The sequence below is a fragment of the Actinophytocola sp. genome (assembly GCF_035634895.1).
Taxonomy (GTDB): Bacteria; Actinomycetota; Actinomycetes; order Mycobacteriales; family Pseudonocardiaceae; genus Actinophytocola.
The window spans coordinates 30,127-44,990 of sequence record NZ_DASQCC010000119.1 but is presented as its reverse complement, the minus strand read 5'-3'; the positions used below and the strand labels follow the sequence as shown (position 1 = coordinate 44,990).

Genomic DNA, 14,864 nt, shown 5'->3' with positions numbered 1-14,864 from the left:
GCCTGATCGAGCGACCGGATGTTGGCGGACCCGGCCGAATCCGCCCGGCCCGATGCCGCAGGGTGCACCCCGCGACGGCCCACTGCCCGCGAGACGTCGGACGCCCGCTTCCGTTGGGGTCGCGTGTGTCCTGAATGTGCGGTTCGCGGCATCCGGCACGGCGAGGGCAACCCCCGCGGCTACCGTCGTGGTGCCAGGGCCTCGGCGATCTCCGTGGCCAGGGTCGTCGCCTTCTCGGCGGGCACGTCCGGGTCGCCGATGCCCGGCACCCAGTTGAGGTCGTAGTACAGCTCGGTCACTCCCTGCTCCGCCAGCCAGGCCGTGTCCGCGCGGATGTCGTCGTACGTGCCGGACAGCCGGCCGTCCCGGGGTCCGGGGCGGACCACCCCCCGCACCACGACCCGGACCGCCGACGGGTCCGGCGCCGCCGCCCGGACGACCGCGATGTCCGCGGCGATGCCGTCGAGGTCGTGTGCGCTCCGGCTCAGCCAGCCAGCCGCGAGCCGCCCCGCCCGCTCCAGTGCCGGCCGCACCACGCCGCCCAGCAGGATCGGCGGCCCGCCGGCCTGCACCGGCCGGGGACGCATCCGGCTCGGCGGGACCGTGTAGAACTCGCCGGCGAACTCCGCGGGGTCGTCCGTCCACAGTGTCCGCAGCACCCTGACGTACTCCGCGGCGCGGGCGCCCCGCCGGGCCCGGTCCGCCCCCGTTGCCCTGAACTCCGTCGAGGACCAACCCACCCCGAGCCCGAGGTCGAGGCGGCCGCCGGACAGCACGTCCAGCGTCGCCGCCTGCTTGGCCAGGTACACCGGCGAGACGAACGGCATGTTCACCAGTGCCACCCCCAACCGGATCCGGCTGGTGTGCGCGGCGGCGAAGGTCAACGCCAGCAACGGGTCCAGCACGCTCTGGTACACCGTGTCCAGCTGGTCGGCCACGCCGACCAGCAGTCGCTGGAACGTCCACAGCGAGTCGTAGCCCAGTTCCTCCGCCCGTGCGGTGAACCCGGCCAGGTTCTCCGGGGTCGCCCACGCGCCGGACACCGGGGCGCCAAGTCCGATCAGCACGACCTCACGCTAACAAGGAGGGGCCCGCCCGGCAGCACACCGGGCGGGCCCCTCCGTCACCCACTCACAGCTTCGCGCACTGGCCCGTCGCCGGGCCGTACACCTTGTTCTTCCTGCCGCCGTTGCCGGGGGCCGGGTCGTTGCCCGAACAGGCAAGCGGGCCCACGATCGTGTTGCCCGCGACGACCGCCGGCCCGCCGGTGTTGCCCGTCACCGAGACCGGGCCGATCACCGACGCGGTGTCGATCTTCACGCCGGCCTTGTCGCCGTGCAGGACGACCGGGCCGGTGAGCCTGCCCTTGTCGACCAGCACCGCGCCGGTCGCGCCCGTCACCGAGACCGGACCGATGACCTCGACACCGGACAGCGTGACCGCCCCCGGCGACGTGGCCGACACCGGACCGATGAGGTGGCCGCCGGTCACCTTCAGTGAGGCGCCCGGCCTCACCACGATGCCACCGAAGATCGTGGCGTCGTCCACACAGGTCAGTCCGGACGTCACGACCACGGCGCCGAACTTCATGCCGGTGATCGTCCGGTCACAGGTGGGCACCGGCACGCCGACCGAGGACCGCGGCGCCGGGTCCGCCGTCACCGGCGAGTTGGCGCCGAGGTAGGCGGTCAGCATGGTCAGGTCGTTGTCGCCCGTGGTGACCGTGTTCGTGCCCTGCGCCAGGGTGGCGAAGTTGTCGCCACCCGCGGCCAGGAACGAGTTCACCGTCACCCGGTAGGTCGCGGCCGGCGCGATCGGCCGGCCGTTCAGCGTCATGCCGGTGATCCGCTGCCCCGCCGGGTTGTCCGGCAGGTAGGTGTAGGCGAAGCCCTTCGACACACCCAGGTGCAGTTTCGGCCGCGACGCACCCGCCGGCTGCCACTGCTCCTCCAGCGCGGCCTTGAGCTGCGCACCGGTGTAGGTCCTGGTCACGACGTCGTTGGCGAACGGCTGCACCGAGAACGCCTCCGAGTACGTGACCACGCCGTCCGGCGCGTAGAGCAGGTCGGCCCGCAGGCCGCCCGGGTTCATGAGCGCGATCTGCGCCCCGCCCCGGCCCGCGTCCCTGGTACCGGCCAACTGCACGTCCGCGATGAAGTTGCCCAGCACCGACTCGCTGCCGCGGTCCTCCGCGCCGGTCGACGTGACCGCACGCCTGATGTCCCCGGTGATCGAGCCGAGCGGCTGCTTGCCCAACTCGTTGGCGTTCGCCTTGGCCCGCGCCACGACGTCCGCGACCGCCGGGTCCGACGGTGCCCCGACGACGTCCAGCAGCGTGGCGTCCGACCCCAGCACCTGCTTGGTCGTCGGGTCGACCGACAGCGTGACCTTGGACAGCTTCATGCCGTAGTCCTCGGCCTGCACCACCGGGCGCAGCCGGTCGGTGCCCGGGATGGGCGCCTCGAACGCGTACGCCTGGTGCGTGTGTCCGGACAGGATCGCGTCGACGTTCGCGCTCATGCTCATGAACCGCCCGAAGACCGGGTCCCGCTGCAGATCCGCGACGGAGCCGATGTTCTCGGTCGCCGCGCCCTCGTGCGCGACCACGACCACGACATCGGCCTCGCCGTTGTTCTCGTTGCCGTCCTTCAGCTGTGCGGCAACGGCTTCGGCCTCCGGCACCGGATCCTTGAAGGTCAGGCCGGCGATCCCGTCCGGGCTCACCAGTGACGCCGTCTGCTCGGTCACCAGCCCGACGATGCCGACCCGCACCCCGTCCACCGTCCTGACCTCGTACGGCGTGAGCGCGTGCTCCGTGCCCCGGTAGACGTTGGCACCCAGGTATGGGAACCGCGCCTTCGGGATCACGCGGTCGTGCAGGTCCGCGAAGCCCTTGTCGAACTCGTGGTTGCCGACCGAGGAGGCGTCCAGCCCCATCAGGTTCAGCGCGTCGAGCGTCGGGTTGTCCTTGTCGATGGCCGAGATGAACGTCGACGCGCCGATGTTGTCGCCGGCCGACAGGAACAGCGTGTTCGGGTTCTGTCCGCGCAGCTGGCCCACCAGGCCCGAAAGCTGTGCGGCGCCACCGATCGGGCCGTTCGCGCCGGTGGCCGGGGACTCGAGCCGGCCGTGGAAGTCGTTGATACCCAACAACTGCAGGTCGACCGGACCGGCCGGTCGCGTCGAGAGGCCGATCACCTTGGGGTTGTGGTCGCTCGCCCGATACGGGTTCGGCTGGTAGAAGGCCGGGTGGCCGTCGTACTCGAACGCGAACGACTCGTGCGAGTTGATCTGCCACACGTCCACGCCGGTGACCTTCGCCGCGAGCGACGGCGTCGCGACCGCGTGGTCGAGCGAGCCGGACTCGCCGCCGAACACGTAGCTGGCCTCACCGTTCGACACGTCCTGGAAGCCCGCGTCGTAGAAGACCTTCATCGGGTCTTCCTGGGTGTAGGAGTTGAAGTCGCCGAGGACCATCACGTCGTCGCTGCCCGAGGAGGCCTTCAGCTGGTCGACGAACGTGATCAGCGAGTGCGCCTGGCGGACGCGGTCGCCGTTGAACTGGCCCTGGCCGTCACCCGCGTCCGCGTTGTCGCCGGTCGCGGAGTCCGAAGGGGACTTCGACTTCATGTGGTTGGCGACGACCGTGAACTTCTCGCCGCCCGCCGTGAAGGTCTGCGCGATCGGCTCGCGCGCGTTGAACCACACGGTCTCGTCGTTGATCGTCCTCGACTCGCCCGACGGGGTCACCGAGCCGGGCTTGAAGATGACCGCGGCGGTGATGACGTCCTGCTGGCTGGCCGGCGGCAGGTTCGCGGGCGAACGCACGTAGTCCCACGTGCCCGCGCCGTCCTTGGCGTTGAGGGCCGCGACGAGCCGCTTCAGTGCCTTCTGCGGGTCGTTCGCCTCGAAGCGGATCGAGTTCTCGACCTCCTCCAGTGCCACGACGTCCGCGCCCAGCGCCGAGATCGCGGACACGATCTTGGCCTCCTGCTTCGCCAGGCCTGCCTCGTCGTCCGCGCCGCGGGCGTCGCCGCCGAAGTGGACGAAGTAGTTCAGCACGTTGAAGCTCGCGATCCGGATGTCGCCGCCCACGTTCTCCGGCGCCGGGGTCCGCGGGTTGGTCGACTTGAACGTGGTGCGCTGCAAGGCAGGCGTCGTCGCGGTCACCGGGGTGGTCGGCTGCAACCGCCACTCGGCGAACCCGTAGGACAGCACGGTCGGCGAGAACGCCTCCACCTGGTCACCCACGCGCAACGGGGCGTCCGGGTAGACGTACGGCGGCAGTTGGCCCGCGGTCGACAGGTTCGTCGTCGAGCCGTCGTCCAGCAGCAGCCGGCGCAGCTTGTTGTCCGCCGCCTGGTTCAGCGCCTCCGGGGTGCTCGGGCGGTACAGGTCGGTCGGGATCGGCGCGGGCCGGTCACCGGCCGCGAGGACGACCTCGCCGAAGCGGTTGGTGTTGAAGACCTCCGAGACCGTGTAGTCGCCGACCGGCGCGACCAGCATCGACTCCGCGGACTCGCGTGCGGCGGGGTCGAGCGGCAGCGTGAGCGGGACCGGCGCCGGCAGGGGTGCGTTGTTGGCGCACACCCCCACGTCGGTCCGGGCGCCGATGCTGATCTCGGTGAGACCGTTGAACTCGCTGACGTTGCCGCGCACCCGCACCTGGTCGCCGATCGCGACGGTCGGGTGGTTGGCGGCGTTGGCGGTCAGGTAGACGAAGACGCCGTCCGAGGCGACACCGGCCGCGGGCGCGTGCCCGCCGGAGCCGGCGGTCTGGACGTAGATGCCGTTGTAGCCGCCGGTGCGGTGGTCCGCGGTCACGACGCCCTCGACCACGACCTGGCTGCCGGCCAGCGGGGAGGTGTCGGTCGTGCCCTGGACCTCGGCGATCGTGTGGTCGACCGTGAGGCCGGCGCAGCCGGCCGGGTCGGGATCCGGGTCGCCGCCGCCGGAGTTGCGGGTGCCGAACGTGTTGGGGGCCGCGGCCTGCCAGACGCCGCCGACCTTCTGCAGCGAGTAGCCAACCGGGGTGGAGGTGGCCTCGGACACGCCGATGTCCGTCGCGGCCATGCCGTTCGCGGGGCCGCCCACCGCCGTCATCCCGCCCTCGTAGGACAGGAACTCGGCGACGGTGCCGTCCGGGCGCACGAGCGCGACGCCGTCGGGAGCGCCGTTCTGGATGCCGTCGGTGGGGTAGCTCTGCACGACCACGCCCGCGGCGGGGACCGTGCCGGACAGCGTCGCCGTGTTGTACACGGCACCGCCGTTCCCGTTGTACAGGGCGAGTTTCCAGCCGGTCAGGTCGAAACCGGCATCGGCTTGGACCTCCAGCGCCTCGCCGGTGTCCGCGCCGGCGTTGTCGTAGTGGATCTCACTGATGAACGGATCCGCTGCCTGCGCCGAGGCCGTGGTGGCACTGAGCGCGACCGTGGCGATCGCGGTCAGCGTCCCGACGGCTTGGCGTAAGCGGACACGTCTACTGCTTGGCATTCAGGCCTCCATCGCACGGGTGGAACCGGAGGAGCCTAAATGTGAATGGTGTCCAGAAAAATGCGCGCGGATGTACGTTGCGGGATCGTTGTGCGTCCGACTACACGTGTGTGTAGTACGCTGCACGTGTGAGTAGTCCACCCGATCCGGAAGATCTCACCGCGCGTGCCCGAATCCGGGACGCGGCGATGAGGCACTTCGGCGAACACGGCTTCGAGAAGGCCACGATCCGCGGCATCGCCGAGACGGCCGGGGTTTCGTCGGGACTGGTCAGGCACCACTTCGGCAGCAAGGAGGCGTTGCACGCCGCCTGCGACGAGTACGTGCTGCGGACCGTCCGCAAGCTGAACGAGGAAACCTGGGCCGCCATCAAGGAAGGCGACCTCGCGAAGGCGTCCGCCACGCGGCGGCCGAGCGGCCGCTACCACCGCTACGTCGCCCGGTCGCTCATCGACGGCGGCGCGAGCGAGCTGTTCGACGAGATGGTGGGCATGAGCGAGGCCTGGTTCACGGGCTTCGTCAAGGGGGACGGGGAACCGGACGTGCCGGTGCGGGACAGGGCGGCGGTGGTCACGGCCTGGGGGCTCGCCATCCCGATCCTGTTCGAGCACCTGTCCCGGGCGTTCGGGGTGGACCTTTCCACGCCGGAGGGCGACATCCGGCTCGCCAGCGCGCTGCTCGACATCTACTCCCATCCGATGATGAGTCCGGAGGAAGCCGCCGCGGCGCGGGCCGGTCTCGAGCGGGCCGCGAGGCGGTCCACCACTGAAGGGACCTCGACATGACTGACGCGATCAGCGTTGCGGGCCTGGTCAAGACGTTCGGGCGGACCAGGGCGCTGGACGGCCTCGACCTGTCCGTGCGAACCGGTGAGGTGCACGGCTTCCTCGGCCCGAACGGGGCGGGCAAGTCCACCGCGATCCGCGTGCTGCTGGGACTGATCAGGGCCGACGCGGGGTCCGTCCGGCTGCTCGGCGGCGACCCGTGGGCCGACGCGGTCGAGCTGCACCGGCGGCTCGCGTACGTGCCGGGCGACGTGACGCTGTGGCCGAACCTGTCCGGCGGCGAGGTGATCGACCTGCTCGGCCGGCTGCGGGGCGGCCTGGACAAGACCCGTCGCGACGAGCTGCTGGAGCGGTTCGACCTCGACCCGCGCAAGAAGGCACGCACGTACTCCAAGGGCAACCGGCAGAAGGTGGCGCTGGTCGCGGCCTTCGCGTCGAACGTGGAACTGCTGCTGCTCGACGAGCCGACGTCCGGGCTGGACCCGTTGATGGAGGAGGTCTTCCGCGAGGTCGTGCGGGAGGAGCGCGGCCGGACCGTGTTGCTGTCCAGCCACATCCTCGCCGAGGTCGAGGCGCTGTGCGACCGGGTCACGATCATCCGGGAGGGCCGCACGGTCGAGACCGGCTCGCTCGCCGGCCTGCGGCACCTGACCCGCACGTCCATCGAGGCCGACCTCGCCGGCCCGGCGAACGGGCTCGCGGACCTGCCGGGGGTGCACGCCCTGCTCGTGCGGGACGGGCACGTCAAGTTCGATGTGGACACTCCCGCGCTGGAGGAAGCCTTGCGGGCGCTCACTTCCGCGGGCGTGCGGTCGCTGGTGAGCCAGCCGCCGACGCTGGAGGAGCTGTTCCTGCGCCACTACACGGGCGCGGGCGCGACGAGGCGGACCGACCCGGCCGGCGAGGTGACGCGGTGACGGGGACATGGCAGCTCGTCCGGCTGATCCTGCGGCGTGACCGCGTGATCATGCCCCTGTGGGTCGTGGTCCTCGCCGTGGTGCCGATGTCCTACGTGGCGAGCATCGACGGGTTGTTCCCGACCGCCGCGGAGAAGGCCCAGTACGCGACCACCAGCGCCACCAACGCGGGGTTCGTCGCGCTGTACGGGCAGCTGTTCGGGTCCAGCATCGGTGAGCTGGTCGCGTGGCGCGCCGGGTTCATCCCGGTGGTCGTCGGTCTGATCGCGATCCTCACCGTCATCCGGCACACGCGGACCGAGGAGGAGGCGGGCCGCCGGGAGCTGCTCGGCTCCGCGGTCGTCGGCCGGCACGCGGGGCTCGCGTCCGCGCTGATCGCCACCTGCGCCGCCAGTCTGGTCATGGGCCTGCTGCTCGCCGCGGGCATGTCCGGACAACACCTGCCGGGCACGGGTTCGCTGGCGTTCGGGCTGGAGCTGGCCGCGACCGGCTGGGTGTTCGCCGGCATCGGCGCGGTGGCCGCGCAGCTGACCGACGGCGCCGGCGCCGCACGCGGCATCGCCATGACCGTGCTGGGCGTCTCGTACGTGCTGCGCGTGGTCGGCGACGTCAGCGGGATGACGGACGGGCCGCTGTCCTGGGTGACCGGCCTGTCCCCGATCGGCTGGGTGCAGGCGATCCGCCCGTACGGCGACGACCGGCTCTGGCTGGTGCTCGTCGTGCTCGCCGCGACCGCCGCACTGGTCGCCGCCGCGGTCGTGCTGTCCGGCCGGCGGGACGTGGGCGCCGGCCTGCTGCCACCGCGTCCCGGTCCGGCGGTCGGTGCGCTGGGCTCGCCGTTCGCGCTGGCCTGGCGGCTGCACCGCGGGCTGCTCGCCGCGTGGACCGGCGGGTTCGTCGCGCTCGGCGTGGTCTTCGGGTACCTGGCCGAGGGCGTCGGCGACCTCGTCGGCGACAACCAGGCGATGAAGGACGTCTTCGCCCGGCTCGGCGGCGCGCAGGGCCTGATCGACAGCTACCTGGCCGGCACGGTCGGTCTGCTCGGGATCATCGCCGGCGCGTACGCGATCCAGGCGATGCTGCGGGCCCGCGCCGAGGAGACCGCCGGCCACGCCGAACCGGTGCTGGCGACGGCGACCGGCCGGCTGCGCTGGCTGGCGTCCCACCTGCTGTTCGCACTGCTCGGCCCGGCCGTGGCACTTCTCGCCGCCGGGCTCGCGATGGGCATCACGCACGGCATGAACGTGCACGACGTCGGCGGCGAGGTGCCCCCGCTGCTGGCCGGCGCGGTGATCCAGCTGCCGGCGGTGTGGATCCTGTCCGCGGTGGCGGTGCTGCTGTTCGGCCTGCTGCCCCGGTTCGCCGCGGTGGCGTGGGCGGCGCTCGCGGTCTGCGTGCTGGTCGGCCTGGTCGGCCAGGGCCTCGGGGTGGACCAGTGGGTGCTGGACGTCTCGCCGTTCACCCACCTGCCGAAGCTGCCGGGCGGCCAGGTGACCGCACTGCCACTGGTGCTGCTCATGGTGGTCGCGGTGGGGGTGACGGTGGCCGGCCTCACCGGTTTCCGGCGGCGGGACGTGCCGGGCTGAGGCCGGGCCGGGGCCGGGCCGTAACGATCCGGCCGTAACGATCCGGCCGTGTCACGCGACCACGGGGTGTGTTCGTGGAACTGCGCGTCCACGGCGTGAGTGGGACGCCGCCGGTGGACATGCTCGACCATCCACTCGTGAAGCAGGTCGCCGGGGACACCGACGGCCGGTTCTTCAGACCGGTGGACGCGGCGGGCGACGAGGTCCGCGCGGCGGACGGGCACGTGATCGAGGGATACCACTGGGCGCCCCAGACCTCCGGCACGTGGCGGCAGGCGCTGTGGCTCGCGCTGGTGCCGTTCGGCCTGGTCAACGCCGCGTACTTCATGCTGCCGAACGGCCGGGGCAACGGCGCGCAAACCGTTGCGCGGGCCGCGTTGCGGGTGCTCGCGATCGTCCTCACCGGACTCGTCGTGCTCGCGTTCGCCCACGCCGCGGTCGACCTGTTCGCGTGGCAGTGGACCGGGGCGGGCGGTCGTTCCGGCGACCCGCGCTGGTGGCTGGTCGGCGGGTTCGCCGCGGCGGTGGTCGCGTTGCTGGTGATCCGGTTCCTGGTCGGACCACTCCGGCGGATGGACGGTGTGTCCCTACCGGACGAGGCCGTGACCGCGCTCGCGGGTGGCGAGCTCTACACCGGTGACAAGGACATGCCGGCCCTCCGGCACCTGCACCTGACGGCGGGGCTGACCATCCTGTCCGTGCTCGCCGCGTCGCTCGTGCGTGAGTTCGGTGGCACCAGCTGGCTGTACTGGGTCGCGGTCGTGCTGCTCGGCTGGACGGTCGTCCACACGGCACTGGTCGGCGACCCGCGCGAACGCGGTGCCGTGCCGACGTTCTTCGTGGTCGCGATGCCGGTCGTCATGCTGTACGTGGGCGTCGCGGTGCTGGTCGCGTCCGTGGTCGCGATGGGCCTGGTGCGCGACTTTCCGCTGAGCCGGCGCGGCATCCTGCCCGGCATCGGCGACCTGGGACGGTGGGCGGCCGGGCTCGCCCTCCTGTCGCTCGTGGTGCTGATCCTGGCCGCGGCCGTGCTGGCGCTCCGGACCCGTGAGCCCGGTGTGCCACGGCCGTTCCGACGGTTTCTCGGTGGTATGACCAGCCCGGTCGTGGCCGCGCTCGGCATGTTCCTCGGGGTGGGCTTCACCGCCGCCCTCGGCTACGGCGTGTACCGGCTGCTGCGCCCGGCCGGGGATGCCTCGTCGATGACGCTGCCGCTGTTCTACCTGCGGATCGCGTTCGCCGCGGGTGTCGCGGTCGTGCTCGTGGTGGTGCTCGTGCTGTTCCTCGCCGCGCGGATGCTGTTGTCCGGCAAGCGGTTCGCGGCGATGGTGCGGGCGTCGGCGAGCGAGGAGCTGCTGCCGGCGGACCAGGCCCGCGCGGTCGCGCGGGCCTGGTGGGCCGGGCGGCTGAAGTTCTCGGTGCAGTGGCCGGCCATCGTGCTCGCCGCGGCCGGCACGGTGCTGACCGCCGCCGCCGTGGCCGAGGCGGCCGGCGACATGGGCGCGACGGTGTGCCGGCCGAGCGGGACGTGGCTGTCGGACTGCCGGGACCTGCCCGGCCCGGACCTGGTGACCGTGGGCACGGTGGCCTTGGTGCTGCTGGGCGGGTTCCTCGTCTACCTGGGCCGCAGGGCGGTGGGTGACAGCGCGATCCGGCGGGCGGCGTGCGTGGTGTGGGACGTGATCGCGTTCTGGCCGGCGGCCGTGCACCCGCTGGTGCCGCCGCCGTACTCGCCGAAGGTGATCGAGGACCTGCGCGAGCGGATCGAGTGGCACGTGCGGGAGCCCGGCACGTTCCTGGTGCTGGCCGGGCACAGCCAGGGCAGCATGATCGCGGCGGCCGCGCTGACCAGACTGGACGAGCGGTACCGGTCGCGGGTCGCGCTGCTGACGTACGGCTCGCAGCTCCAGCTCGCCTACGCGCGGGCGTTCCCGGCGTACGTGAACTACCGCTTCCTGTGCTGGCTGAAGGACGAGGTGCTGTCCGGCCGCTGGGTGTCCCTGTACCGCGAGACGGATCCCTTCGGCGGCCCGGTGCTGAGCTGGAACCGGACGGACGGGCCGGAGTTCAGGTCGCACCGTCTCGGCTCGGCCGAGGACCGCGTCGACGAGCTGGACCCGGCGACCGGCCTCCGCCGCTGCGGCAACGAGTGGCGCCTGCTGGACCCGTGCCCGGCCGACGGCGTCCACGCCCCGCGCCAGGCCATGCGCCGTCACACGGGTTTCAGCGTGGAACCGGCCTGGGCCCTCGCGCTGGCCGAGCTGACCACGGCCCACCACGTGGACTGAGACACAACCGCGACGCACTTGCCGGCCCCGGTCTGACTAATATGTGCTGACCGTATCGACCGTCGTGGTCGGCACCCAGGGAGTGAGGGACGAGCAGGCCAGGACATGGTTGGTGCGTTCAGCGGAACCCGCGAAACCCCCGTCGCGACCCGGGTGCTGCTGATCGAGGACGACGACGGCGACGCGTTCCTCGTCGAGGAACTGCTGCACGAGACCGGCAAGATCTTCGATCTGCGCCGGGTGCGCTCGCTCGCCGAGGCCAAGACCGCCGTCCAGGACGCCACGTGTGTGCTCCTCGACCTCGGCCTCCCCGACACCTACCAGCTCGACGGCCTGCGCTGGCTCCAGAACAACGTGCCCTCGATCGCGGTCGTCGTGCTCACCGGCCTGTCCGACGAGCACCTCGGCGAGGAGGCGGTCCGGCTCGGCGCGCAGGACTACCTGGTCAAGGGCCAGGTCGACGGGCCGCTGCTCGACCGGGTCATCCGGTACGCCGTCGAGCGCGAGCGGTCCGACTCGTTACAGCGCCAGCTGCGTGACGCCCAGATCTACGCCGAGGAGAACGGCCGCCTCGAACGCGGCCTGCTGCCGACACCCATCGTGGCGGACACCGGACTGCGGGTCACCACGCGGTACTCGCCCGGCGGCCAGCGGCTCCTGCTCGGCGGCGACTTCTACGACGTGGTCGAGACCGCCGACGGCACCGTGCACGCCGTGGTCGGCGACGTCTGCGGGCACGGGCCGGACGAGGCCGCGCTCGGTGTGTCGCTGCGCGTCGCGTGGCGGTCGCTGGTGCTGGCCGCCCGGCCGTCGACCGAGGTGCTCACGGTCGTGGACCAGGTTTTCACCCACGAGCGGTACCAGTCGAACCTGTTCACCACGCTCTCCATGCTGTCGGTGGCCCCGTCGCGGCGCGGCGGCACGCTGCACCTGGTCGGCCACCCGCCCCCGCTGCTGGTCACGGGCGACGAGGTGCGGGAGCTCAAGGCGCCGGTCCGCACCCCGGTCGGCGTCGGCAACGGCTCGCGCTGGCCGAGCAGCGAGGTCGAGCTGGGGGACCGGTGGACCGTCCTGATGTACACCGACGGGCTGATCGAGGGCCGGGTGGGCACGCGGCGAAGACGGCTCGACGTCGACGGGCTGATCGAGCTCGTCGACGCGGCGCACCGTCAGGGTCTCGGTGACGACGCGCTGCTCAACCAGGTGATCAGCGCCGTCCAGGAGCTCAACGGCGGCGCACTCGACGACGACATGGCGGTGGTGGCGCTCAGTCATGGATGACACGAAGCGCTGGCCGCTGCGGCGGATCATCAACGTCAGCCTGATGGCGCTGGCGGTGTTCCTGCTGGCCGCGCTGGTCGTGGGCGGGCTCGCGTTGAGCCGGCTCGCCAACGCCCGCACCACGGTGGTCCAGCGCATCGACCCCGCCCTGCAGCAGTCGCTGCTGCTCGAGTCGGCGCTGGTGGACCAGGAGACGGGCGTGCGCGGCTACGCGCTCGGCGCCGACGAGGACGTGCTCAACCCCTACATCATCGGGGTCACCGCGCAGAACACGGCGGCGGCGCGGCTGCACGGGCTGCTCGGCGACCTGCCGGACGCCGAAACCCAGCTGACCCGTGTCGCCGAGCGCGCGGGCGAGTGGCGCGAGGCCTACGCCCAGCCGACGATCGCCGAGATCGCGCGTACCCGTCAGCCCGCGCCGAGCACGTCGGTCGAGCAGGGCAAGGAGTACTTCGACCGGGTCCGCGACGCGCTGGACGGGCTGCAGGAGCGGCTCGACTCGGCGCGGGTGAACGCCACGAACACCCTCGACGGCGCCGCGACCACGGTGAACGTGGTGTTGCTCGGCATCGCGGCGGTGTTCGCGCTGATCATCGCCGCGCTCGCGGTCGGGCTGCGCCGTGCCGCGATCCGGCCCATCTCCCGGCTGGCCGAGGAGGTCCGCGTCGTCGCGCGCGGCGACTTCGAGCACCCGGTCGAGCCGAGCGGTCCCCGTGAGGTCCGCGAGCTCGGCGCGGACGTGAACGTGATGCGGCAGCGGATCCTGCAGGAGCTGTCCGCGCTGAAGGTCGCGCACACCGAGCTGGACCGGCGCAGCACCGACCTGGAGCGGTCGAACTCGGAGCTGGAGCAGTTCGCCTACGTCGCCTCGCACGACCTGCAGGAACCGCTGCGGAAGGTCGCGAGCTTCTGCCAGCTGCTGGAACGCCGGTACAAGCGGCAGCTCGACGAGCGCGCCGACCAGTACATCGCGTTCGCCGTCGACGGCGCGAAGCGCATGCAGATCCTGATCAACGACCTGCTGGCGTTCAGCCGGGTGGGCCGGATCGTGCGCGACCCGGTGCTGGTGTCGTGCGACGCGGTGCTTGAGCAGGCGCTCGCGAACCTGTCGTACTCGATCGAGCAGACGGGCGCCGACATCGACGCCGACCCGCTGCCGCGGGTGTCGGCCGAGGTCCCGCTGCTGACGACGGTGTTCCAGAACCTGGTCGGCAACGCGCTGAAGTTCCACGGAGAGCAACCGCCGAAGGTGCGGGTCACGGTCCGCCGGGACGGCGACTTCTGGGAGTTCGCCGTGGCCGACAACGGGATCGGCATCGACGACGACTACGCGGAGCGGATCTTCGTGATCTTCCAGCGGCTGCACAACAAGGCGGACTATCCGGGCACCGGCATCGGGCTGGCGATGTGCCGGAAGATCGTGGAGTACCACGGTGGCAGGATTTGGCTGGACACTTCGGTGGAATCCGGGTCGCGGTTCTGTTTCACTCTGCCCGTGCTCGACGAGGACAAGGAAACCGATGGCTGACCCTATCTCCCTGGACGTGGTGGACGTGCTGCTCGTCGAGGACGACGACGGCGACGTGCTCATGACGCGCGAGGCGTTCGAGCACCACAAGATCCGCAACAAACTGCACGTCGTGCAGGACGGGGAGGAGGCGCTGGAGTTCCTTCACCGCGAAGGCCGGTACGTCGACGCGCCGCGGCCGGGGCTGATCCTCCTGGACCTGAACCTGCCACGCCGCGACGGCCGTGAGGTGCTCGCCGAGCTGAAGGCCGATCCCGAGTTGCGGGTGATCCCCGTGGTGGTGCTGACGACCTCCGAGGCGGAGGAGGACATCCTCCGCAGCTACTCGCTGCATGCCAACGCCTACGTCTCGAAGCCGGTCGACTTCGACCGCTTCATCGACGTGATCCGCCAGATTGACGACTTCTTCGTGACGGTGGTGAAACTACCCGGATGATCGAGCTGCCGGACGCCTACTGGGATGTCCGGTACGTTGGTGCCCGCTATCCGGGTGCACCGGTCGTGCGGGAGCGTCCCGGGCTGGCGGAGGGCGCGAACTGCCAACTGTTCGCGTTCGAGGTCCTCAGGCACTTCGGCCTGAACCCCCCGGAGCTACGCTCCAGCGAGCTGTGGACGGACACGTCGGCGACGCAACGCGTGACGGTCCCCCGCCCGCTAGACCTGGTCCTGGTGAACACCACCCGGGACCCCTGGGGCGCCCACATAGGAGTATGGGCCGGAGACGACCAGGTCCTACACCTCTGCGCCGAGGTAGGCCGCCCAACCCTCTGGAACCTGGCAACCTTCGCCGCCAGACCAAGCTACCGAACCCTGGTCGGCTTCAAACGAGTAACAACCCAAACCCCCACCTAGCCCCGGCCCCCCGCGAGTCCCGCGTTCAGGCACCCGCGAGTCCCGCGTTCAAACACCGCGAGTCCCGCGTTCAGGCACACCGAACTGCGGTTTCGTGCGGTCCGGCCCCGCGCTCCTGTGCACGAAACCGCGGT

The 14,864-nt window shown here is 71.5% G+C and carries 10 protein-coding genes; 8 read left to right on the top strand and 2 right to left on the bottom strand.

All coding sequences use genetic code 11. The annotated features are described in order from the left end of the window. Positions 1 to 179: 179 nt before the first annotated feature. Together VET29_RS16920 and VET29_RS16915 are read right to left on the bottom strand one after the other, a co-directional pair. Complete coding sequence (locus VET29_RS16920) at positions 180 to 1,067, bottom strand: TIGR03619 family F420-dependent LLM class oxidoreductase (protein ID WP_324921238.1); 888 nt, start codon at positions 1,065 to 1,067, stop codon at positions 180 to 182. 64 nt (positions 1,068 to 1,131) lie between these two features. Next, positions 1,132 to 5,493: an ExeM/NucH family extracellular endonuclease gene (locus VET29_RS16915; protein WP_324921236.1), complete on the bottom strand. Its 4,362-nt coding sequence runs from the start codon at positions 5,491 to 5,493 to the stop codon at positions 1,132 to 1,134. 128 nt (positions 5,494 to 5,621) lie between these two features. Between VET29_RS16915 and VET29_RS16910 the strand changes: the two genes are divergently transcribed. The 8 genes from VET29_RS16910 to VET29_RS16875 all read left to right on the top strand — a co-directional run bounded on the left by VET29_RS16910 (position 5,622) and on the right by VET29_RS16875 (position 14,730). After that, positions 5,622 to 6,278 (top strand): TetR/AcrR family transcriptional regulator, encoded by a 657-nt coding sequence (locus VET29_RS16910; RefSeq protein WP_324921234.1) that lies wholly within the window; start codon positions 5,622 to 5,624, stop codon positions 6,276 to 6,278. Further along, positions 6,275 to 7,195, top strand: coding sequence for an ABC transporter ATP-binding protein (locus VET29_RS16905; RefSeq protein ID WP_324921232.1), 921 nt, complete (start codon positions 6,275 to 6,277; stop codon positions 7,193 to 7,195). Before VET29_RS16910 ends, VET29_RS16905 begins: the two co-directional genes overlap by 4 nt. Continuing rightward, the gene (locus VET29_RS16900) at positions 7,192 to 8,781 is read left to right on the top strand and encodes an ABC transporter permease (RefSeq protein ID WP_324921230.1); all 1,590 of its coding nucleotides are present in this window, start codon (positions 7,192 to 7,194) and stop codon (positions 8,779 to 8,781) included. The genes VET29_RS16905 and VET29_RS16900 overlap by 4 nt, the downstream gene beginning before the upstream one ends. A gap of 74 nt (positions 8,782 to 8,855) precedes the next feature. Then, on the top strand, positions 8,856 to 11,069 hold the full coding sequence (locus VET29_RS16895) for a hypothetical protein (RefSeq protein WP_324921228.1): 2,214 nt from the start codon (positions 8,856 to 8,858) through the stop codon (positions 11,067 to 11,069). 105 nt (positions 11,070 to 11,174) lie between these two features. Continuing rightward, positions 11,175 to 12,350, top strand: a complete 1,176-nt coding sequence (locus VET29_RS16890) for a PP2C family protein-serine/threonine phosphatase (RefSeq protein WP_324921226.1) — start codon at positions 11,175 to 11,177, stop codon at positions 12,348 to 12,350. Next, on the top strand, positions 12,343 to 13,878 hold the full coding sequence (locus tag VET29_RS16885; protein WP_324921224.1) for a sensor histidine kinase: 1,536 nt from the start codon (positions 12,343 to 12,345) through the stop codon (positions 13,876 to 13,878). The genes VET29_RS16890 and VET29_RS16885 overlap by 8 nt, the downstream gene beginning before the upstream one ends. After that, entirely contained in the window at positions 13,871 to 14,314 is a 444-nt protein-coding gene (locus VET29_RS16880) for a response regulator (protein WP_324921219.1), read from the top strand. The genes VET29_RS16885 and VET29_RS16880 overlap by 8 nt, the downstream gene beginning before the upstream one ends. Next, positions 14,311 to 14,730, top strand: coding sequence for a hydrolase (locus VET29_RS16875; protein ID WP_324921216.1), 420 nt, complete (start codon positions 14,311 to 14,313; stop codon positions 14,728 to 14,730). The genes VET29_RS16880 and VET29_RS16875 overlap by 4 nt, the downstream gene beginning before the upstream one ends. Positions 14,731 to 14,864: the final 134 nt, after the last annotated feature.

Bases quoted from the DNA above. Each gene is read 5' to 3' on its own strand.
- VET29_RS16915 (WP_324921236.1), bottom strand. From the start codon at position 5,493: ATGCCAAGCAGTAGACGTGTCCGCTTACGCCAAGCCGTCGGGACGCTG.
- VET29_RS16905 (WP_324921232.1), top strand. From the start codon at position 6,275: ATGACTGACGCGATCAGCGTTGCGGGCCTGGTCAAGACGTTCGGGCGG.
- VET29_RS16890 (WP_324921226.1), top strand. From the start codon at position 11,175: ATGGTTGGTGCGTTCAGCGGAACCCGCGAAACCCCCGTCGCGACCCGG.
- VET29_RS16885 (WP_324921224.1), top strand. From the start codon at position 12,343: ATGGATGACACGAAGCGCTGGCCGCTGCGGCGGATCATCAACGTCAGC.
- VET29_RS16880 (WP_324921219.1), top strand. From the start codon at position 13,871: ATGGCTGACCCTATCTCCCTGGACGTGGTGGACGTGCTGCTCGTCGAG.
- VET29_RS16875 (WP_324921216.1), top strand. From the start codon at position 14,311: ATGATCGAGCTGCCGGACGCCTACTGGGATGTCCGGTACGTTGGTGCC.